This is a genomic window from Pseudomonas sp. ARP3, from assembly GCF_001029595.1.
In the GTDB taxonomy this organism is placed as follows: Bacteria; Pseudomonadota; Gammaproteobacteria; order Pseudomonadales; family Pseudomonadaceae; genus Aquipseudomonas; species Aquipseudomonas rhodesiae.
Genome location: NZ_LEKF01000018.1, coordinates 156,735 through 183,408 on the forward strand (window position 1 = coordinate 156,735; position 26,674 = coordinate 183,408).

General features: G+C 60.9%; 25 protein-coding genes. 17 read left to right on the top strand and 8 right to left on the bottom strand.

Translation table 11 applies throughout. The features are described from left to right. Positions 1-21: 21 nt before the first annotated feature. The 6 genes from ABX75_RS19885 to ABX75_RS19910 all read right to left on the bottom strand — a co-directional run bounded on the left by ABX75_RS19885 (position 22) and on the right by ABX75_RS19910 (position 7,280). The gene (locus tag ABX75_RS19885) at positions 22-873 is read right to left on the bottom strand and encodes a symmetrical bis(5'-nucleosyl)-tetraphosphatase (RefSeq protein ID WP_034101071.1); all 852 of its coding nucleotides are present in this window, start codon (positions 871-873) and stop codon (positions 22-24) included. Next, on the bottom strand, positions 873-1,253 hold the full coding sequence (apaG, locus tag ABX75_RS19890; protein ID WP_034101069.1) for a Co2+/Mg2+ efflux protein ApaG: 381 nt from the start codon (positions 1,251-1,253) through the stop codon (positions 873-875). The genes ABX75_RS19885 and apaG overlap by 1 nt, the downstream gene beginning before the upstream one ends. Before the next feature lie 106 nt (positions 1,254-1,359). Continuing rightward, positions 1,360-2,172 (bottom strand): 16S rRNA (adenine(1518)-N(6)/adenine(1519)-N(6))-dimethyltransferase RsmA, encoded by an 813-nt coding sequence (gene rsmA / locus ABX75_RS19895; protein WP_034101068.1) that lies wholly within the window; start codon positions 2,170-2,172, stop codon positions 1,360-1,362. Then, on the bottom strand, positions 2,169-3,158 hold the full coding sequence (gene pdxA, locus ABX75_RS19900) for a 4-hydroxythreonine-4-phosphate dehydrogenase PdxA (protein ID WP_047882509.1): 990 nt from the start codon (positions 3,156-3,158) through the stop codon (positions 2,169-2,171). Before pdxA ends, rsmA begins: the two co-directional genes overlap by 4 nt. Continuing rightward, positions 3,155-4,495, bottom strand: a complete 1,341-nt coding sequence (locus ABX75_RS19905) for a peptidylprolyl isomerase (protein WP_034115275.1) — start codon at positions 4,493-4,495, stop codon at positions 3,155-3,157. The genes pdxA and ABX75_RS19905 overlap by 4 nt, the downstream gene beginning before the upstream one ends. After that, complete coding sequence (locus ABX75_RS19910; protein ID WP_047882511.1) at positions 4,470-7,280, bottom strand: LPS-assembly protein LptD; 2,811 nt, start codon at positions 7,278-7,280, stop codon at positions 4,470-4,472. Before ABX75_RS19910 ends, ABX75_RS19905 begins: the two co-directional genes overlap by 26 nt. A gap of 130 nt (positions 7,281-7,410) precedes the next feature. Between ABX75_RS19910 and ABX75_RS19915 the strand changes: the two genes are divergently transcribed. Genes ABX75_RS19915 through ABX75_RS19925 form a run of 3 tightly spaced genes read left to right on the top strand, consistent with a single transcriptional unit; the run spans position 7,411 to position 9,876 of the window. Then, positions 7,411-8,436 carry an aminoglycoside phosphotransferase family protein gene (locus tag ABX75_RS19915; RefSeq protein WP_034101064.1) on the top strand — a complete coding sequence of 342 codons (1,026 nt, stop codon included), beginning with the start codon at positions 7,411-7,413 and terminating at the stop codon, positions 8,434-8,436. After that, a complete protein-coding gene (gene murU, locus ABX75_RS19920; RefSeq protein WP_034101063.1) occupies positions 8,433-9,107 on the top strand; it encodes an N-acetylmuramate alpha-1-phosphate uridylyltransferase MurU in 675 nt (224 codons plus the stop codon). The genes ABX75_RS19915 and murU overlap by 4 nt, the downstream gene beginning before the upstream one ends. 1 nt (position 9,108) lies before the next feature. Next, positions 9,109-9,876, top strand: coding sequence for a TerB family tellurite resistance protein (locus ABX75_RS19925; protein WP_047882512.1), 768 nt, complete (start codon positions 9,109-9,111; stop codon positions 9,874-9,876). Positions 9,877-9,937: 61 nt separating this feature from the next. Here ABX75_RS19925 and ABX75_RS19930 read toward each other — a convergent pair whose 3' ends face one another. Beyond that, positions 9,938-10,912 (bottom strand): alpha/beta hydrolase family protein, encoded by a 975-nt coding sequence (locus tag ABX75_RS19930; RefSeq protein ID WP_047882513.1) that lies wholly within the window; start codon positions 10,910-10,912, stop codon positions 9,938-9,940. Positions 10,913-10,989: 77 nt separating this feature from the next. On the opposite strand from ABX75_RS19930, the gene ABX75_RS19935 reads away from it, so the two are divergent. The 14 genes from ABX75_RS19935 to ABX75_RS20000 all read left to right on the top strand — a co-directional run bounded on the left by ABX75_RS19935 (position 10,990) and on the right by ABX75_RS20000 (position 25,985). Then, positions 10,990-12,984 (top strand): histidine kinase, encoded by a 1,995-nt coding sequence (locus tag ABX75_RS19935; protein WP_047882514.1) that lies wholly within the window; start codon positions 10,990-10,992, stop codon positions 12,982-12,984. A gap of 18 nt (positions 12,985-13,002) precedes the next feature. Then, the gene (locus ABX75_RS19940) at positions 13,003-13,632 is read left to right on the top strand and encodes a response regulator transcription factor (protein WP_034101058.1); all 630 of its coding nucleotides are present in this window, start codon (positions 13,003-13,005) and stop codon (positions 13,630-13,632) included. A 225-nt stretch (positions 13,633-13,857) separates the two neighbouring features. Beyond that, complete coding sequence (locus ABX75_RS19945) at positions 13,858-14,970, top strand: ABC transporter ATP-binding protein (protein ID WP_040267156.1); 1,113 nt, start codon at positions 13,858-13,860, stop codon at positions 14,968-14,970. Positions 14,971-15,014: 44 nt separating this feature from the next. After that, complete coding sequence (locus tag ABX75_RS19950) at positions 15,015-16,055, top strand: ABC transporter substrate-binding protein (RefSeq protein WP_034101055.1); 1,041 nt, start codon at positions 15,015-15,017, stop codon at positions 16,053-16,055. Positions 16,056-16,149: 94 nt separating this feature from the next. Further along, positions 16,150-17,397 carry an ABC transporter permease gene (locus ABX75_RS19955; RefSeq protein WP_034101053.1) on the top strand — a complete coding sequence of 416 codons (1,248 nt, stop codon included), beginning with the start codon at positions 16,150-16,152 and terminating at the stop codon, positions 17,395-17,397. A 12-nt stretch (positions 17,398-17,409) separates the two neighbouring features. Then, positions 17,410-18,234, top strand: a complete 825-nt coding sequence (locus tag ABX75_RS19960) for an ABC transporter permease (protein WP_034115270.1) — start codon at positions 17,410-17,412, stop codon at positions 18,232-18,234. A gap of 140 nt (positions 18,235-18,374) precedes the next feature. After that, on the top strand, positions 18,375-19,523 hold the full coding sequence (locus ABX75_RS19965) for an iron-containing alcohol dehydrogenase (protein ID WP_034101051.1): 1,149 nt from the start codon (positions 18,375-18,377) through the stop codon (positions 19,521-19,523). 84 nt (positions 19,524-19,607) lie between these two features. Next, a complete protein-coding gene (gene rpe, locus ABX75_RS19970) occupies positions 19,608-20,282 on the top strand; it encodes a ribulose-phosphate 3-epimerase (protein WP_034101050.1) in 675 nt (224 codons plus the stop codon). Then, entirely contained in the window at positions 20,279-21,097 is an 819-nt protein-coding gene (locus ABX75_RS19975; RefSeq protein WP_034101049.1) for a phosphoglycolate phosphatase, read from the top strand. Before rpe ends, ABX75_RS19975 begins: the two co-directional genes overlap by 4 nt. A 71-nt stretch (positions 21,098-21,168) precedes the next feature. Continuing rightward, on the top strand, positions 21,169-22,650 hold the full coding sequence (gene trpE, locus ABX75_RS19980) for an anthranilate synthase component I (protein WP_034101048.1): 1,482 nt from the start codon (positions 21,169-21,171) through the stop codon (positions 22,648-22,650). Between the two features lie 9 nt (positions 22,651-22,659). Further along, positions 22,660-23,253 (top strand): aminodeoxychorismate/anthranilate synthase component II, encoded by a 594-nt coding sequence (locus tag ABX75_RS19985; RefSeq protein ID WP_034101046.1) that lies wholly within the window; start codon positions 22,660-22,662, stop codon positions 23,251-23,253. Positions 23,254-23,262: 9 nt separating this feature from the next. Beyond that, entirely contained in the window at positions 23,263-24,312 is a 1,050-nt protein-coding gene (trpD, locus tag ABX75_RS19990; RefSeq protein WP_034101045.1) for an anthranilate phosphoribosyltransferase, read from the top strand. After that, the gene (gene trpC / locus ABX75_RS19995; protein WP_034115266.1) at positions 24,309-25,145 is read left to right on the top strand and encodes an indole-3-glycerol phosphate synthase TrpC; all 837 of its coding nucleotides are present in this window, start codon (positions 24,309-24,311) and stop codon (positions 25,143-25,145) included. Before trpD ends, trpC begins: the two co-directional genes overlap by 4 nt. 144 nt (positions 25,146-25,289) lie before the next feature. Then, positions 25,290-25,985 carry a lipoate--protein ligase family protein gene (locus ABX75_RS20000; protein WP_047882515.1) on the top strand — a complete coding sequence of 232 codons (696 nt, stop codon included), beginning with the start codon at positions 25,290-25,292 and terminating at the stop codon, positions 25,983-25,985. Here the strand turns inward: ABX75_RS20000 and crp are convergent. Next, positions 25,982-26,626 carry a cAMP-activated global transcriptional regulator CRP gene (gene crp / locus ABX75_RS20005; RefSeq protein ID WP_034101041.1) on the bottom strand — a complete coding sequence of 215 codons (645 nt, stop codon included), beginning with the start codon at positions 26,624-26,626 and terminating at the stop codon, positions 25,982-25,984. The genes ABX75_RS20000 and crp overlap by 4 nt on opposite strands. Between the last annotated feature and the right edge of the window lie 48 nt (positions 26,627-26,674).

Sequence of the window (26,674 nt, forward strand, 5' to 3'; positions counted from 1 at the left end):
TGGGCGGGCGGCAAGCGGCGTCTAGCGCTTGGCGGCGGCCGGCTGTGTAACGGGAAGAGGGGGTTGGCATTGGCAGCGGTGACGCTCGCCGGTGTCGATGTTCATCAAGGTCATGGCGCCGCCCCACACGCAACCGGTGTCGAGGGCAAACACGCCGGGCTCATCGCACTGGCCTTCCAGGGCCGCCCAGTGGCCGAAGATGATCTTGGTGTCACGGGTTTTGCGTTCTTTATGGGCAAACCAGGGCTTATAGCCGGGCAATGCGGTGTCCGCGCCTTCCTTGCTTTTGAGGTCCAGTTTTCCCTCGGCGGTGCAGAAACGCATGCGCGTGAAGTAGTTGGTGATGACCCGCAAGCGAGCGACGCCGGTGAGGTCGTTATCCCATTTAACCGGCTCGTTGCCGTACATGCCGTCGAGGTAGGCGGTGTACAGGCTATCGTCGGCCAGAGCGTGTTCGACTTCGGCTGCACATTTGAGGGCTTTTTTCAGCGTCCATTGCGGCGCGATGCCGGCATGCACCAGCGCCATGCGGCGGCCTTCGTCGTAATGCATGATCTTTTGCCGACGCAGCCAGTCGAGCAGTTCGTCGCGGTCAGGTGCTTCGAGAATTTCCCGCAGCGTATCGCCTTTTTTCAGACGTTCGATGTTATTCGCCGCTGCCAGCAGGTGCAGGTCGTGATTGCCCAACACGCAAACCAACGAATGTCGCAGGTTATACAGGTAGCGCAGGGTTTCCAGCGACTCGGGGCCACGGTTGACCAAATCACCCACCAGCCACAGGCGATCCTGCGCCGGGTCGAAGGCGACCCGTTCCAGCAGGCATTTGAGGGGCTCCAGGCAACCTTGCAGGTCACCGACCGCATACGTCGCCATCAGTGCAGGGCTCCGGGCACGGCGAGACGGAATGGTTTGATCATGGCGTCGAATAAATGACCGTCGGTGGCTTTCATTTGATAGGAGCCCTGCATGGTTCCGACCTTGGAGGTCATCACCGTGCCGCTGCTGTAAGTGTGGCTGGCGCCGCTGTCGATCAATGGCTGCTGGCCGACAACGCCGGCGCCGCGGACTTCTTCGACCTGGCCGTCACCGTCGGTAATCACCCAGTGGCGAGAGAGGAGTTTAGCCGGCACCAGCCCGTTGTTTTTCACCGTGATGGTGTAGGCAAAGGCGTAGCGGTTCTGTTCAGGTTGCGATTGTTCCGCCAGGAAGCGGGTGACGACGCTGACGTCGATCTGGTAGCGAGGATCGGACATGCAAGAGGCCTTAAAAGCAAAAGCGGAAGACAGCAGATGCGGATCAGTCTAGGCCAAGAGGTGGGCACTAGGCCAGACATGCCGTCTGGCCCATGCACGGCAGGCTTCAGTCTGCGGCTGGCGCAGGCTGGATGGCCAACTGGTCGGCCAGGCGCACGAATGCGGCCAGGTCCAGTTGTTCGGGACGTAGGCTGCCGTCCACGCCAGCGGCTTCGATTTCCGCGTTACTCAGCAGCGCCTTGAGCGTGTTGCGCAAGGTTTTGCGACGCTGGTTGAACGCCTCGCGTACCACGCGCTCCAGTAAGCGATGATCCTTGGCCGGGTGTGGCAGCACGGCATGGGGGACCAGGCGTACGATGGCCGAATCAACTTTCGGCGGCGGGTTGAAGGCGCCCGGCCCAACGTTGAACAGGTGTTCGACGCGGCAGTGGTACTGAACCATGATCGACAGTCGACCCCAATCGCCGCCTCCAGGGCCAGCGGCCAGGCGCTCCACCACTTCTTTTTGCAGCATGAAGTGCATATCGCGGATGATCCCTGCGTTGTTCAGCAGGTGGAAGATCAGCGGTGTGGAGATGTTGTAAGGCAGGTTGCCGACCACGCGCAGGCTATTAGGCGCGGCGTTGAGGCTATTGAAGTCGAACTTCAGCGCATCGCCCTGATGCAGGTTGAAGTTGGACTTTCCGGCGAATTGCTGATTGAGGATCGGGATCAGGTCCTTGTCCAACTCCACCACGTCCAACTGTCCGCCACTGGCCAGCAAGCCTTGGGTCAGTGCGCCCTGGCCTGGGCCGATTTCCAGCAGGCGGTCTTCGGGCTTGGCGTGAATGGAGCGCAGGATGCGGTCGATCACGCCTGCGTCGTGCAGGAAATTCTGCCCGAAGCGCTTGCGCGCCCGGTGTTGGTAATGCTCGGTCATATACGGGTCTCGGCCATCTGATAGGCGGTTTCCAGGGCCACGTGCAGGCTGCCGGTATCGATCTTGCCGCTGCCCGCCAAGTCCAGGGCAGTGCCATGGTCGACGGAGGTGCGGATGATCGGCAGGCCCAGAGTCACGTTTACGGCGGCGCCGAAGCCTTTGTATTTCAGCACCGGCAGCCCTTGGTCATGGTACATCGCCAGCACTGCGTCGCAGTGCTCCAGATATTTGGGGGTAAACAGAGTGTCCGCGGGCAGTGGGCCGCGCAGGTCCATGCCTTCTTGGCGCAGACGCTCCAGGGTGGGTTCGATGATGTCGATTTCTTCATGCCCCAGGTGACCGCCTTCACCGGCGTGGGGGTTAAGCCCGCAGACCAGGATGCGCGGTTGGGCGATGCCGAATTTTTGGCGCAAGTCGGCATGCAAGATGCGCGTCACGCGCTCCAAACGCTCGGAGGTAATGGCGTCGGCAACTTCACGCAGCGGCAGGTGCGTGGTCACCAGGGCCACACGCAAGCCACGGGTGGCAAGCATCATCACGACTTGTGTGGTGTGGGTCAGCTCGGCAAGGAACTCGGTGTGACCGGAAAACGCGATGCCGGACTCATTGATCACGCCCTTGTGCACCGGCGCGGTAATCATGCCCGCGAAGTCGCCATCGAGGCAGCCTTGCCCGGCGCGAGTCAGGGTTTGCAACACAAACGCCGCATTGGCCGTATCCAGCTGCCCGGCCACGACCTTGGCGTGCAGTGGGGTGTCCCACACATACAAGCTATCTGCCGGTGCCGGCACGTTGGGCCAGTTGCCCGGTGCCACGTCCAGCAAATCCACAGCCACACCCAGCTGCGCGGCCCGCTCAAGGAGCAGGTCGCGGCTGGTAATGGCAATCAGGGGGTGTGGCTGAGGTTGCGAGGCGAGCAGCAGGCACAGGTCTGGACCGATGCCGGCGGGCTCGCCGGGTGTCACCGCGAAACGCTGAGGTTTCACTGAACTGCCTGGTCGGTGCCTGTTTGCTCGGCGCCTGGCAGCTTGATTTCCACATAGGCCTCGTCACGGATCTGACGCAGCCAAGTTTGCAGCTCCTCATCGTACTTGCGGTTGCGCAGTACGTTCAGCGCTTGCTGTTCGCGGGCCTGACTGGTGTTGTCGGTGGCGCGACGGCCGAGGACTTCCAGCACATGCCAGCCATATTGAGTCTTGAACGGCTTGGACAACACACCTTGCGGGGTATCGGCCATGACTTGTTGGAACTCTGGCACCAGTGCTTTCGGGTCGATCCAGTTCAGGTCGCCGCCGTTAAGGGCCGAACCCGGGTCTTCCGAGAAGCTCTTGGCCAGGGTGGCGAAGTCTTCACCGTTCTGGATGCGGTCGTAGATCTTCTCGGCCAGCTCCTTGGTTTGCGCTTCGCTACGGATTTCGCTCGGTTTGACCAGGATGTGACGAACATGTACTTCGTCTTTCAGTGAGGTCTGGCCACCACGGCGCTCCAGCAGCTTCAGGATGATGAAACCACCCGGCGTGCGTGCTGGTTGGGTAATGCCACCGACCTCCATCGAACTCAGTTCACGGTCGAACGGCGGTGGCAATTGAGCGGCTTTACGCCAGCCCATATCACCGCCTTCAAGGGCGTTGTCACTGCCGGACTGGGCGATGGCCATTTGCGCGAAATCGGCACCGGCCTTGAGGCGATCGTAGATCGCTTTGGTTTTGGCGGCGGCTGCGTTGAGCTGTTCGGAGTTGGCGCTGTCCGGTGTCGGAATCAGGATATTGGCCAGGTGCAGTTCTTCGGAAAGCTGCATTTTGCCCAGGTCCGAGGCGAGGAAGTTCTTCACTTCCTGCTCGGACACCTGAACCCGCTCGGCCACACGGCGCTGACGTACACGGCTGATGATCATTTCACGGCGGATCTGATCACGGGCATCTTCATAGGACAGGCCGTCACGCGCCAGGGCGGCGCGGAACTGGTCGATGCTCATGTTGTTGCGCTGAGCAATTGTGCCTACCGCCTGGTTCAACTCTTCGTCCGAGATGCGAATGCCGGAACGTTCGCCGATCTGCAATTGCAGGTTCTCGACGATCAAGCGTTCCAGTACCTGTTGATCCAGGACGCTGGTAGGTGGCACGCCACCGCCACGCTTGGCGATGGTTTGCTGAACTTCCTTGACCCGCTGGTCCAGTTGGCTCTGCATGATCACGTCGTTATCGACGATGGCCACAACCTTGTCCAACTGCTGGACCGCGGCATGCGCCGATGCGGTCCCAAGGAATAGCGCGCCCAGCAGGAGCGGGCGCAGACAATCAGAAAGCTTGATCTTCACGTTCACGATAACCTTGAATGCCTTTGTCGAGGAAGCTCTCTACCTTGGCGCCGGTCAGGCCGCCGAGTCCTTTGAGGACGATCTGGAAGAAGAGCCCGTGGTCACCCTTTTCGTTAAGGGGGGCGATCTGGGTGTATTCGTCGTTGGATACCCAGTAACGGTTGATGACGCGCAGTTTCCAGCAGCAGTTGTCGTACTCGAAACCACCAAACGCTTCCAGGGTGCGGTTGCGGGCATAGTCATACTGCCAGCGGGTGATCAGGTTCCACTGCGGAATGATCGGCCACATCATCGAGAAGTCGTGTTGTTGGATTTTGTAGTAATCCTTCACGAAGTTCGGTTGACCTTCGGTGCCGTAGTCCCCACCGAACTGCCATTTGCCGGTCAGCTGGTTGTAGACCACTTGGTCGTTACGATAGCGATAACCGAGGTTGACCACCTTGTTGGGGTTGTCTTCCGGCTGGTAGTGGAACATTGCGCTGCCGGAGCGAGCGCTGTGTTCCTCGGTGTCCCAGTTGTAATCGGCAGTGGCACGCCAGTCGCGGTTGAAGCGGAATTCGTATTCCAGGGCGACAGGGGATACGTCGGATTGTGCATCGGCACGGTCGGCTGCCAGGATGCCTGGCAGTTGGACCTCGCGATCTTTGAAGTAGATAGCCTGGCCGACGCTGACGCGCTGACGCTCGAAACCGTTTTCTTCGATCCAACGGCTGGTGACGCCCAAAGACAGCTTGTTCTCATCACCGATCCGGTCAGCACCGCTGAAGCGGTTGTCGCGGAACAGCGAGCCGTAGCTGAACGAGTACTCGCTGGTGTCGAAGACCGGAATATCGCTCTGGTCCTTGTTCGGGACATACAAGTAGAACGCACGCGGTTCAAGGGTCTGACGATAGTCTTTGCCAAACCAATTGGTGTTGCGGTCGAAATACAGGCCGCTATCAATACTCGCGACTGGAATCGCACGGTCTTGCGAGCTTTTGAAGCTGCCGCCAGCATAAGGATTAGTTGCCGTTGCCGCATTTTGCGCGGCAATGATCTGGTTTTTGCCTGTGCTGTCTAGGTCAAGATCGTACTTGGTGTAGACATACTTCAGCTTCGGCGTAATGAAACCGTAAGTCCAATTCATCGGATAGTCGACGGCTGGTGCTACGTTCAAACGGGTACCGTTGGCACGAGTAAGGCCCGTGACGAATGTATCCAAGCGAGCAGAAACGAGGCCGTTTTCATCGGTAAACGTGCCGTTTTCGAGGCTGCGTTCAAAGCGGACAGCTTCGGTCTCATAACTGAAGTTCAACCCGCCAGGGTGATACGGCAATTGACCATTAAAGGTGATCTGCGGCAACCGATCATACGGAGTGATCTGGGAAATCGTCGCTAGCTGGTAAGCCTGAAGATTCAACCGAGCCTGGTAGGAATCGCCGCGGTAGGTCACCGAACCCTGTTGGTTGAGTGCGTCCTGGGATTCCACACCGATCTGGTTGCTTTTCAGATCCTGGAAGTAATAAGGATCGCTGATTCGGGTGTAATCGACCTGAGTCGACAACCGCGAATCCAACCCACCCTTATGCTGCCAATTGAGCATATAGCGGGTTTTTTCGTAATCGGTCTGTTTGCTGCGCTCGTCGTTGTCGTCGTTCAGGTACGCGCCGCCGAACTGGCCTTCGCTGGACTTGGTGAGGTAGCGGAACTCGCCTTCCATCAACAGGCCGCGTTTGGTCATGTATTGCGGGTACAACGTGGCGTCGTAGTTAGGCGCCAGGTTGAAGTAGTACGGCGTGGTCAGCGCAAAGCCCGTTTCGCCACCAGTGGCGAAGCTCGGCGGCAGGAAGCCGGACTGACGACGATCGTCGATTGGGAAATAAATATAAGGCGTATACAGGATCGGGATGTTCTTGACCCGCAACGTCGCGTTGGTCGCCGTACCGAAACCGGTGGCCGGGTTCAACGTGATGTTGTTGCCTTTGAGCTGCCAGGCGTTGCTGTCCGGCTCACAGGTGGTGTACGTACCGTCCTTGAGGCGGATGATCGCGTTTTCGGCACGCTTGGCGTACAGCGCGCTGCCGCGGATGCGCGACTTGTGCATCACGTATTCGGCGTTATCGATCTGGGCGGCGCCGGTGTCCAACTGAACCTGGGCGTGGTCGCCGACGATCAGCGCACCGTTGTCACGCAGACGCACGTTGCCGTTCAGCTCGCCACGGTTCTCGGCCTGGTACAGGCTGGCTTCCTGGGATTCGAGCTGCATGCTGCCCTGGCGCATGACGACATCACCGGCCAGGGTCGCAACTTGCGATTCCTGCTCGTAACGAGAGGCCTTGGCGCCGATGAAGGTCGGCGCGTCGCTCTTGTTGGTCTTGTCGTTCATGCCAGGACGTGTCGGTTCGACGTACGCACCGGCGCAGTAAGGACCGGTTTCGGCCAGTTGGGCCGCGGTCAACTTTTCGCGAGGCACCCAGTCCAAGTGGCTATAGTCGGCGCTGCGCGAGCGCAGGCCGCGGCCCTTGGCTTCGGTGACCAGTGCGGTCTTGGGCTCGGCCTCAGTGCTACCACCGGCATCGGCTTGCGCCGTGCTGTTGGCCGAACTGACGGCTGCACCGTCATGCACCGGGCGCGGTGGTAGCGGGGCAGCGGCGGTTTTCGGCGCGCAATCCCAGGCACCCGAAGCAGAGACTGAGCAGTCATACTGTTCCGCGGCGACCACGAATGAGGTGGCGAAAGGTTGCATGGCCAGCAGACTGCCGGTTACCAGCAACGGAAATTTTCTACGAAACGCGGGGGATTTCAATGCCATCTTATTAGTCCGGGCTTCCTGCGTGCCATCTGCCCGCGGTGTGGGCCGCACGCCTCTCGATGGTCTGAAAAAGATGCGTGATAATAAAGCATGACCCGCTTGACGGCTAGCGCCGTCGGAGACCCTTGTAATGCCCGAGCAAGATCTACGTTTACAACAGCTGGAAGTCTGGCTGGATGAGCAGTTGCCGATCCTTTTCAACGCTCACGGCTGGGGTGCCGTACCCCCGGCCACATTGACCGCGGCCAGCAGCGACGCGAGTTTCAGGCGCTATTTCCGTTGGGAGGGAGGTGGCCGAACTTTCGTGGTCATGGATGCGCCACCCCCCCAGGAAAACTGCAAACCTTTCGTCGATATCGCGCATTTACTTGCGAGGTCTGGGATAAATGTTCCGAAAATTTATGCAGAAGATCTGCCGCGAGGCTTTCTTTTGCTCAATGACCTGGGCACAAAAACCTACCTGGACGTGATCGACGAGCACAACGCCGATCAATTATTCGCCGAGGCCATCGATGCCTTGCTGGCTTTTCAGCAATTGCCGATGGATGCGCCGCTGCCCAGTTATGACGTCGCCTTGCTGCGGCGCGAGCTGGAACTGTTTCCCGAGTGGTACGTGCGCCGACACCTGGGTATCGAATTGGATACCCACCAACAAGCCCTCTGGCAGTGCGTCAGCGATCGGTTGATCGACAGCGCCCTGGCGCAGCCCAAAGTGCTGGTGCACCGCGACTATATGCCACGCAACTTGATGATCAGCGAGCCGAACCCGGGCGTGCTGGATTTCCAGGATGCGGTTTATGGTCCGGTCACCTACGACATCACTTGTCTGTTCAAAGACGCCTTTCTTAGTTGGCCCCAGGCCCGTGTGCGGGAATGGCAGCGTGGTTATTGGGCGCAGGCCATGAAACTTGGCATCCCGGTGCAGGCGGACTTCGATGAATTCCTGCGTGCCAGCGACTTGATGGGCGTGCAGCGCCATCTCAAGGTCATCGGCATTTTTGCGCGCATCTGCCATCGCGATGGCAAGCCTCGCTACTTGGCCGACGTGCCGCGCTTCTTCGCTTATATAGAAGCGGTAGTGGCTGAGCGTCCGCAGTTGAGTGAACTATCCGAGCTGTTGGTCAGCCTGCGCCAGCCGGCCGAGGCCGTTGTATGAAGGCCATGATCCTGGCCGCGGGCAAAGGCGAGCGGATGCGTCCGCTCACTTTGCATACCCCCAAGCCATTGGTGCAGGCCGGTGGCAAGCGCCTGATCGAGTATCACCTGGAGGCGCTGGCCAAGGCCGGCTTCACCGACATCGTGATCAACCACGCCTGGCTCGGTCAGCAGATCGAAAGCTATCTGGGCGACGGCGCGCAATTCGGGCTGCGCATCCGTTACTCCCCGGAGGGTGAGCCGCTGGAGACCGGCGGCGGAATTTTCCAGGCACTGCCATTGCTGGGGGATCAACCTTTTCTGGTGGTCAATGGCGATATCTGGACTGACTACGATTTCGCCCAGCTCAAGCAACCGCTCAAGGGGCTGGCGCATCTGGTGATGGTGGATAACCCGGCGCATCACCCTTCGGGCGGTGATTTCTACCTGGATCACGGTCTGCTTCATGATGCGGCGCCCGGTGCCGATAACCTGACCTTCAGTGGCATTTCCGTGCTCGACCCCAAGTTGTTTGAAGGTTGCAGCGCGGGTGCCTTCAAGTTGGCGCCGCTGTTGCGCGCGGCCATGGCGAAAGGTCAGGTAACGGGGGAGCACATGGCAGGACGCTGGATTGATGTCGGTACGCTGGAGCGCCTGGCGCAAGTCGAATCCCTGCTCATAGCGGGGCAGTAACATGTTGTGGCCAGGGACGCTGATCGGCGCCGGGGCTGGCTATGCCATTGCCAGTATTCCGGGGGCTTTGTTGGGGGCACTGCTGGGGCAGGCGCTGGATCGTCGCCTGCAACTGCGCAGTTGGGCGCAGTTGCGCGAGCGCCTGGGCGGTCGCCCGGCGTTACGCAATGACGAATTGCTGTTTGTGTTGCTGGGGCGGCTGGCCAAGAGCAATGGCCGCGTGGTGGATGGGCATATTCAGCAGGCGCGGCAAGAAATGCGCGCCCTGGACATGACCGAATCAGCTCAGCGGCGTGCGATTGCGGCATTCAATCGGGGCAAATCCGGGTCCGACCGGGTGCGTAGATACCTGCGCGTGCTCAAGGCTCAGCCCCATGCGGCCGAAGGCGTGCTGCGCGCCTGCTGGCGGATGGTCTGGGCGGACGGCCGTGCGGATGACGCCGAGCGCGACCTGATCGAGCAGTGGGGGCGCTGGCTCGGCTGGACGCCGCAACAACTCAAGGCGCTGGCCGCTGACTACGCGCCCGAGCGCAAGCCGTTGGTCAATCGCAGCGCAACGTATCAGGACGCCCTGCGGTTGCTGGGGGTGACGGCCACCGCGGACCCGTCAACGATTAAGCGCGCCTACCGTCGCCTGCTCAGCCGTCACCATCCGGACAAAATCGCCGGCACCGGCGCCAGCCCAGCGCAGGTACGCGAGGCCACCGAGCGCACCCGCGAGTTGCACAACGCCTATGCGTTGATTCGCGAACGCCGGGATTTTCGCTAGTCGCCACCGTTCTAGGTATAGCTGCAATCAAAAATGTGGGAGGGGGCTTGCCCCTCCCACTTCAGTTTTGTGTTGTTTGGGGGCTCAACCAGCCTCTGATCCTGCGATAAAGCTGTTCATGCTCAGCGGCGCTGTTGCCGGGCAGGGTCTTGAGCGACACCTGTTTATAGCCGTCATTCTTCAACCGCTTGGCCGCCTGCAGGCGAGCCATGGCGTTTTTGCTGGACTGCGTGTTGTCTTGATAGAAAACGTCGGCAGTCGGCATTTTCAGGCCGGGGGCCAGTTGCTGCACGTCCGGCTGACGGCCATTGGGTGTCTTGGCGTCGACCATGACGAACTTCTGCACCTGGGACGGTTGCTTCTCGGTCAAGTAGCGCGCCGCCCACCAAGCTCCGGTGCCATGGCCGAGCAGCACTACACTGCGCGCACTCTGGGTTTGGGCGAAGGCCACGGCGGCGTCGATGCGATCAAAAATGCGCGAGGCATCGGTCTTATCCTGCTCGTCGGCGCCCGGAACCACCGACGGGTCGGTGCCCTCGGCTTCGGCGCTGGCGGCTTGTTCGATGGGTTTATCCGCGGTGCTGGCTTCTTTGCTGCTGGTGTCGACCGTGGCTTTGGGCGCTTCCATAACGCGCGGCGGCAGGGTGTCTACGCTCACATCCGGCAACGACAGGCTCAGGCTGCCCCAGTCGGCATCCGGCAATTTGCGGCGTAAAGGGCCGATTGCTTGCGGCCAGTCAGCATTTTCCCCGGCGCCCGGTACGATAATCACCACGCCCTCGGGCTCGGCGCTGTTGGCGGGTTTCCACAGGGCCAGGAAGGAATCGCTACCAGCCTGCAATTGCTGCTGCTCCTGCTGTGGGATTGTGCGTTCCAGGGCGCTGGCTTCAGCCTGGCTGCGTTCCGGCAGGGGCTGGCGCGCTACGGGTTTTTCGGCTTCTGGCGCGGGAGCGTCAGCGGCCTGTACAGAAAAGGCACTGGTAAAGAGCAGCGACAGGCACAATGCTGGCAGTGCCGAACGGTGGTGAAAGGGCATCGTTAATTCCCGGCCAGAAGTGATTCCAGCAGCCTAATGGGTTGGTCAGTATTTGTCAGTGATGTGAGACGTGGATCATGGGTTTTCGCTGTCTGCTGCTTATCGGCTGTTTGTGCGTTGCCTTGATGGGAAACGCCGCCCCCGCGCCTGGCATACCGCAGGCGCAACTCACTGCGCAGCAGCGCCAATGGCTGACTGAGCATCCGGAGCTGCGGGTCGGCGTAGTGCTGCAAGCGCCTTACGCGCAGTACGATCGGCGCCTACAGCGTTTGTCGGGGGCCAATGTCGAATTGATGCAGTGGCTGGCCAAGGCGCTGAATATCGAACTGACGTGGCGCAACTTTCCCACTCAGGAGCAGTTGGAAGAGGCCGTACGCGAGGGCGAGGTAGACATGGCTCCCGGCCTGCAGCAAACCCCGGCCGGTCTGCGCCTGTGGTTGTTCACCGACCCCTATATGCGCGTGCCTCAGCGTGTGGTGGGCATCCGTGAGGGCGGCGCTGCCGTGGAGCTGGAAAAGCTCAATGATCAATCCCGCGTCGCGGTGCGCATGCCCAGTGCCGTGGCCGATTACCTCAGCAGCACATACCCCAATCTCAATCTGCAAGGCGTGCCCATGGAGCGCCAGGCCCTGCAATTGCTGGTCAGCCAACAGGCCCGCTATGCCGTAGTGGATGAAGCGCAACTGAGTCGTCTGTCCGCCGAAGCGGAATTCGCCGGGCTGGCGGTGGTGGGTGATATCGGCCTACCGCAACTCTTGCGTGTAGCCACCCGCCGCGAATGGCCGGAACTGGCCGGCATCATGGAAAGCGCGCTGCGTGCCATTCCCGCCCGTGACCTGGACCAACTGCACAACCGCTGGCTGCAACCCCAATATCCCCGGCTAACGCAGTCCCCGGGGCTATGGCAGAACCTGAGCCTGTTGCTGTGCCTGCTGCTGCTCGCCAGCCTGGCGGTGGTGTTCTGGCAGCGTCGCCACCAACGCCAACTGGAACACGACCTGCTTGCCGCCCGCGAAGAAAGCGCCGCCCGTGCGGCCGGTGCCCAGGCGTTGCGGTTGACGCAGTTCTCCATCGATCAAAGCACCGTTGGCATTCTCTGGGTGAACTGGGACAGTCATGTGCGCTACGCCAACCGTGCGGCCGAAAACATGCTCGGTTATGGCCCCGGCGCTTTGATCGAGCGGCCGCTGGTTGACCTCGACCCCACGCTGGACATGGATCGCTGGCTCAATCTGTGGAAACGCGCACGGGCCAGCGAAGAAGGGCCGCAGAATTTCGCCACCGATTGTTTGCGCGCCGATGGCAGCATCCTGCCGGCCAACGTTTCCTTGAGTTTTGTGCGCTTTGCCGATGCCGAGTACCTGGTGGTGTACCTCAACGACGTCACCGAACTGCGCCGCACCCTGGCCGCCTTGCTGCAAAGCGAGGCGCAATTGCGCGAGCTGTCGGCCCACCTGGAAACCGTGCGCGAAGAAGAAAAGGCCCGCATTGCCCGTGAAGTGCACGATGAACTCGGGCAGATGCTCACCGTGCTCAAGCTGGAAACCTCCATGTGCGAGCTGGCCTACGCGCAGCTGGACCCCGGCCTGCATGAGCGCCTGAACAGCATGAAGCGCCTGATCGCCCAGCTTTTCCAATTGGTGCGCGACGTGGCCACCGCGCTGCGCCCGCCGATTCTCGACGCGGGCATTGCCTCGGCCATCGAGTGGCAGGCCCGGCGCTTTGAAGCGCGCACGCACATTCCTTGCCTGGTGCAGGTGCCGGATAACCTGCCGGCCCTGAGCGACGCAAAGGCCGTCGGCCTGTTTCGTATCTTGCAAGAGGCGCTGACCAATGTGATGCGCCATGCCCAGGCGCATACTGTGGAACTTAGCCTGGCGATTGAAGGCACCGACCTGCGCCTGACCATCAGCGACGACGGCGTCGGCTTCGTTCAGGCACAAGGCCGTGCGACCTCGTTCGGCCTGGTGGGCATGCGCGAGCGGGTGTTGATCATGGGCGGGCAACTGAGCCTGCACAGCGAGCTGGGGGAGGGCACCACCCTGAGCGTGACGGTGCCATTGGATGCCTGACAATAAGAGGAAAGCCTTGTGATCCGTGTACTGGTAGCCGAAGACCACACCATCGTCCGTGAAGGCATCAAGCAATTGATCGGCCTGGCCAAAGACCTGCAGGTGGTGGGAGAGGCGAGCAATGGCGAGCAGTTATTGGAGACGTTGCGCCACGTCGCCTGTGAGGTGGTGCTGCTGGACATCTCCATGCCGGGCGTCAATGGCCTGGAAGCGATTGCGCGGATTCGGGCATTGAACAACCCGCCGGCGATACTGGTGCTGTCGATGCATGACGAAGCGCAGATGGCCGCGCGGGCCTTGAAGGTCGGCGCCGCCGGCTACGCCACCAAGGACAGTGATCCGGCGTTGCTGCTGACGGCGATTCGCAAGGTAGCGGCCGGTGGGCGCTATATCGACCCGGACCTGGCCGACCGGATGGTCTTCGAAGTCGGCCTCACCGATGCCCGCCCACTGCATTCATTGCTTTCGGAGCGCGAGTTCTCGGTGTTCGAACGCCTGGCGCAGGGCGCCAATGTCAATGACATCGCCCAGCAACTGGCCCTCAGCAGCAAGACCATCAGCACCCACAAGGCGCGCCTGATGCAGAAGCTTAATATCACCTCCCTGGCCGAGCTGGTGCGGTACGCCATGGAACACAAGCTTCTGTAGCGGCATATCTATTTGCGACACCCCGCAAAACCGCGCCGCACCCATTCTTGCCGCTTGCAGCGGGGTTCTTGCCGCTGCACTGTCCAGTACCCGCCATCGGTGTAGGGCGATCCCTACCCCCAACCTTCCAACCGGCTGATGATATTCTCTCCTGGCCCCCGATTTCCGGGGCCTCGCCCCTGGACTACGCTTGTGCCACAGCAGTCCAAAATAAAAGGTGCGGGTATGAGCGAGGTGGATTCAAATGATGTGCTGGTCAGCTTTCGTGGCGTGCAGAAGAGCTACGACGGCGAGAACCTGATCGTCAAAGACCTCAACCTGGAGATCCGCAAGGGCGAGTTCCTCACCTTGCTCGGGCCCTCAGGGTCGGGCAAGACCACCAGCCTGATGATGCTCGCCGGCTTCGAAACCCCGACCGCCGGTGAGATCCAGCTGGCCGGGCGCTCTATCAACAACGTGCCGCCGCATAAGCGCGATATCGGCATGGTGTTCCAAAACTACGCGTTGTTCCCGCACATGACTGTCGCCGAGAACCTGGCGTTCCCGTTGTCGGTGCGCGGTTTGAGCAAGACCGACATCAGCGAGCGCGTCAAACGCGTGCTCAGCATGGTCCAGCTCGACGCCTTCGCCCAGCGCTACCCGGCGCAGCTCTCCGGCGGTCAGCAACAGCGCGTGGCCTTGGCCCGAGCGCTGGTGTTCGAACCGCAGTTGGTGCTGATGGACGAACCCCTCGGCGCCCTCGACAAACAACTGCGCGAACACATGCAGATGGAGATCAAGCACCTACACCAGCGCCTCGGCGTGACCGTGGTGTATGTGACCCACGACCAGGGCGAAGCCTTGACCATGTCCGACCGCGTTGCGGTGTTCCACCAGGGCGAGATCCAGCAGATAGCCGCGCCGCGCACCCTGTATGAAGAGCCGAAGAACACCTTCGTGGCTAACTTCATTGGCGAAAACAACCGTCTCAACGGTCGCCTGCACAGCCGCAGCGGCGAACGCTGCGTAGTGGAGCTGGCGCGGGGCGAGAAGGTTGAGGCGCTGGCGGTGAACGTCGGCCAGGTCGGCGGCCCGGTGACGTTGTCGGTGCGCCCGGAGCGCGTCAGCCTCAATGGCTCCAGCGAAAGCTGCGTCAACCGCTTCTCGGGGCGTGTGGCGGAATTTATCTACCTGGGCGACCACGTGCGGGTGCGCCTGGAAGTCTGCGGCAAGACCGATTTTTTTGTGAAACAACCGATCGCCGAGCTGGACCCAGCCCTGGCAGTCGGCGACGTGGTACCGATTGGCTGGCAAGTCGAGCACGTTCGCGCACTCGACCCACTTCTAGAGGCGAATTGATCGCCCCCATGGCTTCACCAACCCTGCACGTGGAGAGAACAACAATGTTGAGATCCCTGAAGTATTCGGCCCTGGCAATTGGCTTGATGGGCGCAACGCACGCCATGGCCGGCCCGGACCTGACCGTCGTGTCATTTGGCGGCGCGAACAAGGCGGCACAGGTCAAGGCCTTCTATGCACCGTGGGAAAGCGCGGGCAACGGCAAGATCGTCGCCGGTGAGTACAACGGTGAGATGGCCAAGGTCAAAGCCATGGTCGACACCAAGAGCGTGTCCTGGGACCTGGTGGAAGTGGAGTCGCCGGAACTGTCCCGCGGTTGCGACGAAGACATGTTCGAGCCCCTGGACCCGAAACTGTTCGGCGACAGCGCGAACTACGTGAAGGGCGCGATCCAGCCGTGCGGCGTGGGCTTCTTCGTTTGGTCGACGGTGTTGGCCTACAACGCTGACAAACTGGCCTCCGCGCCAACCAGCTGGGCGGATTTCTGGGACACCAAGAAATTCCCGGGCAAGCGCGGCCTGCGCAAAGGCGCCAAGTACACCTTGGAATTTGCATTGATGGCCGACGGCGTCGCACCCAAAGACGTCTACAAAGTGCTGGCCGGCAAAGATGGCCAGGACCGTGCGTTCAAAAAGCTCGATGAACTCAAACCGTCGATCCAGTGGTGGGAAGCCGGCGCGCAACCGCCGCAGTACCTGGCCTCTGGTGACGTAGTGATGAGCTCGGCCTACAACGGTCGTATCGCCGCCGTGCAGAAAGAAAGCAACCTGAAAGTGGTGTGGAACGGCGGTATCTACGACTTCGACGCCTGGGCTATTCCAAAAGGCCTGGCCAAGGACCGCGCCGAAGCGGCGAAGAAGTTCATCGCCTTCTCGGTCGCGCCGCAGCAGCAGAAGACCTACTCGGAAAACATTGCCTACGGCCCGGCCAACACCCAAGCCGTACCGCTGCTGGCCAAGGACATCCTCAAGGACATGCCGACCACCCCGGAGAACATCGCCAATCAGGTGCAGATCGACGTGAGCTTCTGGGCTGATAACGGTGAGCAGCTCGAACAGCGTTTCAACTCCTGGGCTGCGAAGTAACACCGCATAACCCTGTGGGAGGGGGCAAGCCCCTCCCACAAGGGATTTCTTGTGTGTGAAAGATTGCATTCATTTTCAAGATTCGGAGTCAGCCATGGCCATCGCCGTTCCCTCGAACGAGGTCAACAGCCCCACCCTCAAGCAGCGCCTGGCGCGTGCCGAGCGGCTCAATCGCTGGAAAGCCCAAGCGTTGATTGCGCCGCTGGTGCTGTTCCTGCTGTTGGTGTTTCTGGTGCCAATCGTCGCATTGCTCTACAAAAGCGTCGGTAACCCAGAAGTGGTAGGCGGTTTGCCGCGGACCGTGGTGGCGGTGAAAACCTGGGATGGGCGTGGTCTGCCGGGCGAACCGGTGTATCAGGCACTCAGCGAAGATTTGGGCGAAGCGCGCAAAAATCAGACCCTGGGCGATCTGTCCAAACGCTTGAACATGGAACTGGCCGGCTATCGCAGCCTGCTGACCAAAACCGCACGGGCGCTGCCGTTTACCGAAGTGCCCGGGTCTTATAAAGAGGCGTTGGAAAACCTCGACGAGCGCTGGGGCGACCCGGCGTACTGGCAGGCGATCCGGCGCAACACCAACAGCTTTACGCCGTTCTATCTGCTGGCGGCGGTGGATCACCGCATCGATGACCTCGGCGAAGTGGCGCCGGCCACCCCGGATCAGGCGATCTACCTGGATATCTTCGCCCGTACGTTCTGGATGGGCCTGGTGATCACCGCCATCTGCTTACTGCTGGCGTACCCGCTGGCGTACCTGCTGGCCAATCTGCCGGCACGCAAAAGTAACTTATTGATGATCCTGGTGCTGTTGCCGTTCTGGACCTCGATCCTAGTGCGGGTGGCGGCGTGGATCGTGCTGCTGCAATCCGGCGGGCTGATCAACAGCGCGCTGCTGAGCATGGGCCTGATCGATAAACCCCTGGAGTTGGTGTTCAACCGCACCGGGGTCTATATCTCCATGGTGCACATTCTGCTGCCGTTCATGATCCTGCCGATCTACAGCGTGATGAAGGGTATCTCGCCAACCTACATGCGCGCGGCGATTTCCCTGGGCTGCCACCCGTTCACCAGTTTCTGGCGCGTGTACTTCCCGCAGACCTACGCCGGCGTCGGCGCCGGTTGCCTGCTGGTGTTCATTCTGGCGATTGGTTACTACATCACCCCGGCGCTGCTGGGCAGCCCGAACGACCAGATGGTCAGCTACTTCGTGGCCTTCTACACCAACACCAGCATCAACTGGGGCATGGCCACGGCACTGGGCGGCTTGCTGCTGCTGGCGACCGTATTGCTGTACCTGATCTACAACCGGCTGGTCGGCGCCAGCCGCCTGCGCCTGAGCTAAGGAGACCTTGCGATGCTGAGCCCTTATATGTCACCGGTGGAACGGGTGTGGTTTTACAGCTTGCGGATTCTCTGCGGCCTGATCCTGCTGTTTCTGATACTGCCAGTGCTGGTGATCATCCCCCTGTCGTTCAACAGCGGCAGCTTTCTGGTGTACCCGCTGCAAGGCTTCTCTCTGCACTGGTACCAAGATTTCTTCGCCTCGGCGGAGTGGATGCGCGCCCTGAAAAACAGCATCATCGTCGCCCCGGCGGCCACGGTGCTGGCCATGGTCTTCGGCACCTTGGCGGCCATCGGCCTGACCCGCGGCGACTTCCCCGGTAAGGCGCTGGTGATGGCTTTGGTGATTTCGCCGATGGTCGTGCCGGTGGTGATCATCGGCGTGGCCAGCTACCTGTTCTTCGCGCCGCTGGGCCTGGGCAATAGCTTCTTCTCGCTGATCGTGGTGCATGCGGTGTTGGGTGTGCCGTTCGTGATCATCACCGTGTCGGCCACTTTGCAGGGCTTCAACCATAACCTGGTGCGGGCGGCGGCCAGCCTGGGGGCGTCGCCGTTGACCGCATTCCGTCGGGTGACGTTGCCGCTGATTGCGCCGGGGGTAATTTCCGGAGCGCTGTTCGCGTTCGCCACTTCGTTCGATGAGGTGGTGGTGACGCTGTTCCTCGCCGGCCCCGAGCAAGCGACCTTGCCGCGCCAGATGTTCAGCGGCATCCGCGAAAACCTCAGCCCCACCATTGCCGCGGCGGCGACGTTGTTGATTGCGTTCTCGGTATTGTTGCTGCTGACCCTGGAATGGCTGCGCGGGCGCAGTGAAAAACTGCGTACTGCTCAGGTGTAAAGTCCAGCGCAGAACCTATGTGGGAAGGGACACGCCTCCTCCCACATAGGTTCTGTGACCATTCAGCCGCTGAATGAAAGACAACCTGTTTCAGTCAGCTACTCTTGTGCCAGCCCATCCATCAAAAAGAGGCCGCGCACATGAGTACTTCCTCATTCAAGATCGCCCACAAACTGCTGACCGGCGCCGGTGCCATCGAGCAACTGGCCGCCGAGCTGACGCGCCTGGATGTGGATAACCCACTGATTGTCACCGATGCCGCACTGGTTCAGTCCGGCACGGTGGCCCTGGCTCTGGAGCATTTGGGCGGGCGCAGCTATGAGATTTTCGACCGCGTAAAACCCGACCCGGAAATCGCCATTGTCGAAGACTGCATGCAGGCGTACCGCGACGGCGGGCACGACGGTTTGATCGGCGTGGGCGGTGGCAGCGCCATCGACATTGCCAAGAGCGTGGCCGCTTATGCCGGTTACCACGGCGCGCTGGAGGATTTGTTCGGTGTTGACCAAGTGCCGCGCAAAGGCCCGCCGCTGATCGCGATTCCCACCACCGCCGGCACCGGCTCGGAGGTGACCAATGTGGCGATCCTCTCCGACAAGGCTGCCCAGTTGAAAAAAGGCATCGTCAGCGATTACCTATTGCCGGATGTCGCACTGATCAGCCCGCAAATGACCCTGACCTGCCCGCGCAGCGTCACCGCCGCCAGTGGCGTGGACGCGCTGGTGCACGCGATCGAATCCTACTTGTCGCTCAATGCCTCGCCGATCACCGATGCCCTGGCCATTGGCGCGATCAAGCTGATCGTCAATGCGTTGCCCAAGGCCTACGCCAATCCGGTTGACCTGAAGGCTCGTGACGACATGGCCACCGCCAGCCTGATGGCCGGCATGGCCTTTGGTAACGCCGGCGTGGGCGCGGTGCATGCCTTGGCGTACCCGCTGGGTGGGCGCTACAACGTCGGTCACGGCGTGAGTAATTCGTTGCTGCTGCCCTACGTGATGCAGTGGAATAAATTGGCGTGTGTCGAACGCATGCGCGACATCGCCGAGGCCATGGGCGTGAATGTGGCCGGCTTGAGTGTCAACGCTGCCGCCGATCAGGCCGTCGAGGCGATGACGCGCCTGTGCGCCGATGTGGAGATCCCCTCTGGGCTGCGCAGTTTCGGGGTAACCGAAGATGCCATCCCTGCCATGGCTGCGGAGGCGGCAGGTATTGAGCGCTTGATGCGCAACAACCCGCGCAAGCTCAGCGCGGCTGACATCGAGAAAATCTACCGGGCCGCCTACTAGCCATTGAGCCAGGTCACGGTGCGCGGGACAAAGCATGAGGTATACAATGCGCGCCATCGTGATTTAGCTCAGAAAAGGTGCGTCATGCAGCCCTTCGTCATTGCTCCATCGATTCTCTCCGCCGACTTCGCCCGCCTGGGCGAAGAAGTGGACAAGGTACTGGCCGCCGGCGCCGACTTCGTCCATTTCGATGTTATGGACAACCACTATGTGCCCAACCTGACCATCGGCCCGATGGTCTGCGCGGCGCTGCGCAAGTACGGCATCACCGCGCCTATCGACGCGCACCTGATGGTCAGCCCGGTGGATCGCATCATCGGCGACTTCGTTGAAGCCGGCGCCACTTACATCACCTTCCACCCGGAAGCCTCGCTGCACGTCGACCGCACCTTGCAACTGATCCGCGAAGGCGGCTGCAAGGCTGGCCTGGTGTTCAACCCGGCGACGCCGCTGGACGTGCTCAAGTACGTGATGGACAAGGTCGATATGGTGTTGCTGATGAGCGTCAACCCAGGCTTCGGCGGGCAGAAGTTCATCCCTGGCACCCTCGACAAGCTGCGCGAAGCCCGTGCACTGATCGACGCCTCCGGCCGTGATATCCGCCTGGAAATCGACGGTGGGGTGAACGTCAATAACATTCGCGAAATCGCCGCTGCCGGCGCTGACACCTTTGTGGCCGGCTCGGCGATCTTCAATGCCCCGGACTATCAGGAAGTTATCGCCAAGATGCGCGCTGAACTGGCGCTGGCGCGTCCATGAGCGGCTTTGAGCAGTTGTTTCCCGGCAAATTGCCACGGCTGGTGATGTTCGATCTGGACGGTACGTTGATCGATTCGGTGCCCGACCTGGCAGCGGCGGTGGACCACATGCTGCTCAAACTGGGGCGCAAGCCGGTGGGCATTGAGGCTGTGCGCGAATGGGTCGGCAACGGCGCGCAGATGCTCGTGCGCCGCGCCCTGGCCAATCACATCGATGCCGAAGGTGTCGATGAGGTCGAGGCCGAGCGGGCACTGGAATTGTTCAACGAAGCCTATGAAGGCAGCCACGAACTTACGGTGGTCTACCCCGGCGTGCGAGACACCCTCAAATGGTTGAGCAAACAGGGCGTGGAAATGGCCCTGATCACCAACAAGCCGGAGCGCTTTGTTGCGCCATTGTTGGACCAGATGAAAATCGGTCGTTATTTCCGCTGGATCATCGGCGGCGATACCTTGCCACAGAAAAAACCCGACCCAGCGGCGCTGTTTTTCGTGATGAAAATGGCCAATATCCCGGCCTCCCAGTCATTGTTCGTCGGCGATTCGCGCAATGACGTGCTGGCGGCCAAGGCGGCCGGCGTGCAGTGTGTGGCACTCAGTTACGGCTATAACCATGGTCGGCCGATTGCCGAAGAATCGCCGACATTGGTGATCGATGACCTGCGACTGCTAATCCCCGGTTGCTTGGGAGCGGGCGCTGAGATAACGTTGCCCGACACCGATCCGTCCCCTTCTGGAAATTCCATCGTGGTGGTCACTCGCAAACTCTGGATGAAAGTCATCAAGGCCCTGGCCCGCTGGCGTTGGCGCGCCTGACTGATCCTGGCCGCACCTGTGCGGCACGTTTGCCTACCTGACTGTTAGACCCTCACACCACGAGGCACCTCATGATCCGTGAAGAATTCCTGCGTTTGGCCGCTGCCGGCTATAACCGCATCCCCCTGGCCTGCGAAACCCTGGCCGACTTCGATACGCCGCTGTCGATCTACCTGAAACTGGCCGACGCCCCCAACTCCTATCTGTTGGAGTCGGTGCAGGGCGGCGAGAAATGGGGCCGTTACTCGATCATCGGCCTGCCGTGCCGCACTGTGCTGCGGGTTTACGACCATCACATCAGCATTACCCACGATGGCGTCGAGGTCGAAAGTCACGACGTAGAAGACCCGTTGGCCTTCGTCGAAGCGTTCAAGGCGCGCTATAACGTGCCGACCATCGCCGGCCTGCCGCGTTTCAACGGTGGCCTGGTGGGGTATTTCGGCTACGACTGCGTGCGCTATGTGGAGCAACGCCTGGGCAAGTGCCCAAACCCCGATCCTTTGGGCGTGCCGGACATTCTGCTGATGGTCTCCGACGCAGTGGTGGTGTTCGATAACCTCGCCGGCAAGATGCACGCCATTGTCCTCGCCGACCCGGCCCAGGCGGACGCGTTCGAGCAAGGCCTGGCCAGCCTCGAAGCCCTGCTGGAAAAGCTGCGGCAGCCGATCACTCCGCGTCGCGGCCTGGACCTCAGCCGTCCACCGGCGGCCGACCCGGTGTTCCGCTCCAGTTTCACTCAGGATGACTACGAGCGTGCGGTCGATACCATCAAGGAATACATCCTCGCCGGTGACTGCATGCAGGTGGTGCCGTCGCAGCGCATGTCCATCGACTTCAAGGCGGCGCCGATTGACCTGTATCGTGCGCTGCGCTGCTTCAACCCGACGCCGTACATGTACTTCTTCAACTTCGGTGACTTCCACGTGGTGGGCAGTTCGCCGGAGGTGCTGGTGCGCGTCGAAGACAACCTGATCACCGTGCGCCCGATTGCCGGCACGCGCCCGCGCGGCGCGACCGAAGAAGCGGATCTGGCCCTGGAAGAAGACCTGCTGAGCGACGACAAGGAAATCGCCGAGCACCTGATGCTGATCGACCTGGGCCGCAACGACACCGGGCGCGTCTCGGAAATCGGTTCGGTCAAACTCACCGAGAAGATGGTGATCGAGCGCTATTCCAACGTGATGCACATCGTGTCCAACGTTACCGGCGAGTTGAAAGCCGGGCTGACCGCGATGGACGCACTGCGGGCGATTCTGCCGGCAGGTACGTTATCGGGGGCGCCGAAGATCCGTGCGATGGAAATCATCGACGAGTTGGAACCGGTCAAACGCGGCGTGTACGGCGGCGCGGTCGGCTATTTCGCCTGGAACGGCAACATGGACACCGCGATTGCGATCCGCACCGCAGTGATCAAGGACGGGGAGCTGCATGTACAGGCCGGTGGCGGAATCGTCGCCGACTCGGTGCCGGCCCTCGAATGGGAAGAAACCCTGAACAAGCGCCGCGCAATGTTCCGCGCTGTGGCGCTGGCCGAACAGACCCCCAATTCCTGAGGTTTCCCCATGTTGCTGATGATTGATAACTACGACTCCTTTACCTACAACGTGGTGCAGTACCTGGGCGAGCTGGGTGCCGAGGTCAAGGTGGTGCGCAACGACGAACTGACCGTGGCTGAAATCGCCGCGCTGAACCCCGAACGCATCGTGGTTTCGCCAGGCCCTTGCACGCCGACCGAGGCGGGTATTTCCCTCGAAGCGATTAAGTATTTCGCCGGCAAGCTGCCGATCCTGGGCGTGTGCCTGGGGCACCAGTCCATCGGCCAGGCCTTTGGCGGTGATGTGGTGCGCGCGCGCCAGGTAATGCACGGCAAGACCAGCCCGGTGTTTCATAACAATGTGGGGGTTTTTCAGGGCCTGAACCTGCCGGTGACGGTCACCCGCTACCATTCACTGGTAGTCAAACGCGAGACTTTGCCGGAGTGCCTGGAACTGACCGCCTGGACCCAGCTGGAAGACGGCTCCGTCGACGAGATCATGGGGCTGCGCCACAAAACACTGAATGTCGAAGGGGTGCAATTCCATCCCGAGTCGATCCTCACCGAGCAGGGCTACGAGCTGTTCGCTAACTTTCTCAAGCAAAGCGGCGGCACGCGCTAAGGACTTTCCATGGATATCAAGACTGCCCTGAGCCGTATCGTCGGCCATCTGGACCTGAGCACCGCTGAAATGAGCGATGTGATGCGCGAGATCATGACCGGTCAATGCACCGACGCGCAGATCGGCGCCTTTATGATGGCCATGCGCATGAAGAGCGAGAGCATCGACGAGATCGTCGGTGCCGTGTCGGTGATGCGCGAGCTGGCGGACAAGGTCGAACTCAAGACCCTCGACGGCGTGGTGGATGTGGTCGGCACCGGTGGTGACGGCGCGAATATTTTCAACGTATCGACGGCTTCGTCTTTTGTCGTGGCGGCGGCGGGTTGCACTGTGGCCAAGCACGGCAACCGTGCGGTGTCCGGCAAGAGCGGCAGCGCCGACTTGCTCGAAGCGGCCGGGATCTACCTGAACCTGACCCCGGTACAAGTGGCGCGCTGCATCGACAATGTCGGCATCGGCTTTATGTTTGCTCAGTCCCACCACGGTGCGATGAAGCACGCCGCAGGCCCACGTAAAGACCTGGGCCTGCGCACGCTCTTCAATATGCTCGGCCCGCTTACGAATCCGGCCGGTGTAAAGCATCAGGTTGTTGGGGTGTTCAGCCAAGCGTTGTGCCGGCCATTGGCCGAAGTGCTGCAGCGCTTGGGCAGCAAGCATGTGCTGGTGGTGCATTCCAAGGATGGCCTGGACGAGTTCAGCCTGGCGGCGCCGACCTTTGTCGCCGAGCTCAAGAATGATCAAGTCACCGAATATTGGGTCGAGCCTGAAGACTTGGGCATGAAGAGCCAGAGCCTGCACGGCCTGGCGGTGGAAAGCCCGGCGGCATCGTTGGAACTGATTCGTGATGCTTTGGGGCGTCGTAAGACCGAAAACGGCCAAAAGGCTGCGGAGATGATTGTTCTGAATGCTGGCGCGGCACTTTACGCAGCAGACCATGCCTATAGTCTTAAGGAAGGTGTCGAATTGGCCCACGATGCACTGCACACCGGTCTGGCTCGCGAGAAGCTCGAAGAGCTGGGAGCATTCACTGCCGTATTCAAGATGGAGAATGAAGGATGAGCGTGCCGACCGTTCTGGAAAAGATCCTGGCCCGCAAGGCAGAAGAAGTCGCCGAGCGCCGCGCTCGTGTCAGCCTGGCTGAACTGGAGACCCAAGCGAAAGCTGCGGATGCGCCGCGCGGGTTCGCCAAGGCTTTGATCGATCAGGCCAAAAAGAAGCAGCCGGCGGTGATCGCCGAGATCAAAAAAGCCTCGCCGAGCAAAGGCGTGATCCGTGAGCACTTCGTGCCTGCCGAGATCGCCGTCAGCTACGAAAAGGGCGGGGCGACATGCCTGTCCGTGCTCACCGATATCGACTACTTCCAAGGCGCCGACCTGTTCCTGCAACAGGCTCGTGCCGCATGCAAGTTGCCAGTGATCCGCAAGGATTTCATGGTCGACCCGTACCAGATCGTCGAGGCCCGTGCCTTGGGCGCCGACTGTGTGCTGTTGATCGTTTCCGCGCTGGATGACGTGAAGATGGCCGAACTGGCTGCCGTGGCCAAAAGCGTCGGCCTGGATGTGCTGGTGGAAGTGCACGATGGCGATGAGCTGGAACGTGCGTTGAAAACCCTCGACACACCGCTGGTGGGGGTCAACAACCGTAACCTGCATACCTTTGACGTCAGCCTGGAAACCACCCTCGACCTGCTGCCGCGTATTCCGCGCGACCGTTTGGTGGTGACCGAAAGCGGCATCCTCAACCGCGCTGATGTGGAACTGATGGAAATCAGCAATGTGTACTCGTTCCTGGTCGGCGAGGCGTTCATGCGCGCTGAGAATCCAGGGGCGGAGTTGCAGCGCTTGTTCTTCCCGGAGCGCGGTGTACCGGTCAGCGGTTCCACTCTCGATTGATTTGAAACGCGATCAAAGTGGGGAGAGGGGGCTTGCCCCCGATGGCGGCGATTCAGTGGGAGCATCCTTGACTGACATCCCGCTATCGGGGGCAAGCCCCCTCTCACATTTGGGTTTGTGTTTGTTCAGATAGGTAGGTGCTCGTTGATCCAGCCAGTGTCGATGCGTGTTGAAGCAGGTCTTGCTGCGGAGCAAGCCTTATTGGCCGCCGTTTGCGCGGGTGAGCAGCCGTTTGGGTTGTTGTTCTGGCAGCCCAGCGATCAGGCATTGGTGATGCCACGCCGCTTGAGCAGATTGCCTGCTTTCGATGTCGCCAGTCGCGTGTCTGCGGATGCCGGTTGGCCGGTGCTCTTGCGCGAAACTGGCGGCGAACCGGTGCCGCAGTCCAGCGCTACGGTCAACATTGCGCTGGTCTATGCACCGCCACGTAGCGAAGGCGATCAGAATCGCATCGAGACCGGTTACCAGCGTTTGTGCCAGCCGATCTGCGATCTGTTGATGGAGTTGGGCGGCGACGCCTCCGTCGGGGAAATCGAAGGTGCCTTCTGCGACGGTCGTTACAACGTCAACCTCAATGGCCGCAAAATGGTCGGCACCGCCCAACGGTGGCGTCAGAGCGGCGGCCGCCCGGTAGGGTTGGTGCATGGGGCGTTGTTACTGGAAAACGATCGCGAAGAACTGATCGCGGCGGTCAATCGCTTCAACCAAGCCTGTGGTCTGGAGCAGCGAGTTCGTGCCGACCGTCACATCGCCTTGCATGAGGCGTTCCCTGCGCCGGATGCCATTAGTCGATTGGATACGCTGTACCGTCAGATGCTGGCCAGCTTTATGCCTGTCTAGCGAGTGCCGAACACCACCATCGTCTTGCCTTTAACGTGCACCAGGTTGCGTTCTTCCAAGTCCTTGAGTACGCGACCGACCATTTCCCTTGAACAACCGACAATGCGCCCGATTTCCTGGCGCGTGACTTTAATCTGCATGCCATCGGGGTGGGTCATGGCATCCGGCTGCTTGCACAACTCCAGCAGGCAACGGGCCACGCGCCCGGTGACGTCGAAGAACGCCAAGTCGCCGACCTTGCGCGTGGTGTCGCGCAGGCGTTGGGCAATCTGGCCGCTGAGGGCGTAAAGAATATCGGGATCGTGTTGCGCCAGTTCGCGGAATTTGGCGTAACTGATCTCCGCCACGTCGCATTCCACCTTCGCGCGCACCCAGGCGCTGCGTTCCTGTTCCTTGCCGGCTTGTTCGAACAGGCCCAGTTCGCCGAAAAAGTCCCCGGTGTTGAGGTAGGCAATGATCATTTCCCGGCCATCTTCATCCTCGATCAGGATGGTGACGGAACCCTTGACGATAAAGAACAGCGTTTCGGAACGCTCGCCGGCACAGATGATGTTGTGCTTGGCCGGATAACGTCGGCGTTGGCAGTGCATCAGCAACTTGTCGATGTTCTTGATCTTGGGTATGGGAGTAAGGGCAACCATGGTTGTATCCCGAAAAGGCGTCGCAAAGGGGTTGGCGTTGTTGTATGC